Genomic DNA, 1,147 nt, shown 5'->3' on the forward strand with positions numbered 1-1,147 from the left:
GCTGCAACTGTTTATTAAAAACACAGCACTGTGCAAAATCGTAAGATGACGTATACGGTGTGACGCCTGCCCGGTGCCGGAAGGTTAATTGATGGGGTTAGACTTCGGTCGAAGCTCTTGATCGAAGCCCCGGTAAACGGCGGCCGTAACTATAACGGTCCTAAGGTAGCGAAATTCCTTGTCGGGTAAGTTCCGACCTGCACGAATGGCGTAATGATGGCCACGCTGTCTCCACCCGAGACTCAGTGAAATTGAAATCGCTGTGAAGATGCAGTGTACCCGCGGCTAGACGGAAAGACCCCGTGAACCTTTACTACAGCTTGGCACTGAACATTGACCCTACATGTGTAGGATAGGTGGGAGGCTTTGAAGCACGTACGCCAGTATGTGTGGAGCCGTCCTTGAAATACCACCCTTGTAGTGTTGATGTTCTAACGTCGACCCCTAATCGGGGTTGCGGACAGTGCCTGGTGGGTAGTTTGACTGGGGCGGTCTCCTCCCAAAGAGTAACGGAGGAGCACGAAGGTGGGCTAATCACGGTTGGACATCGTGAGGTTAGTGCAATGGCATAAGCCCGCTTGACTGCGAGAATGACAATTCGAGCAGGTGCGAAAGCAGGTCATAGTGATCCGGTGGTTCTGAATGGAAGGGCCATCGCTCAACGGATAAAAGGTACTCCGGGGATAACAGGCTGATACCGCCCAAGAGTTCATATCGACGGCGGTGTTTGGCACCTCGATGTCGGCTCATCACATCCTGGGGCTGAAGTCGGTCCCAAGGGTATGGCTGTTCGCCATTTAAAGTGGTACGCGAGCTGGGTTTAGAACGTCGTGAGACAGTTCGGTCCCTATCTGCCGTGGGCGTTGGAAGATTGAAGGGGGCTGCTCCTAGTACGAGAGGACCGGAGTGGACGAACCTCTGGTGTTCGGGTTGTGTCGCCAGACGCATTGCCCGGTAGCTAAGTTCGGAATCGATAACCGCTGAAAGCATCTAAGCGGGAAGCGAGCCCTGAGATGAGTCTTCCCTGATACTTTAAGTATCCTAAAGGGTTGTCGGAGACTACGACGTTGATAGGTCAGGTGTGTAAGTGCTGTGAGGCATTGAGCTAACTGATACTAATTGCCCGTGAGGCTTAACCATACAACAC

1 rRNA gene is annotated in these 1,147 nt (G+C 52.7%); it reads left to right on the top strand.

From position 1 onward, the window contains the following. Window positions 1-1,140, top strand: a 23S ribosomal RNA gene (locus ACF8CV_RS13795); the annotation flags it as partial. Window positions 1,141-1,147 lie beyond the last annotated feature (7 nt).

It is taken from the genome of Vibrio sp. zbq_1, assembly GCF_043102935.1.
GTDB classification, from domain to species: Bacteria; Pseudomonadota; Gammaproteobacteria; order Enterobacterales; family Vibrionaceae; genus Vibrio; species Vibrio parahaemolyticus.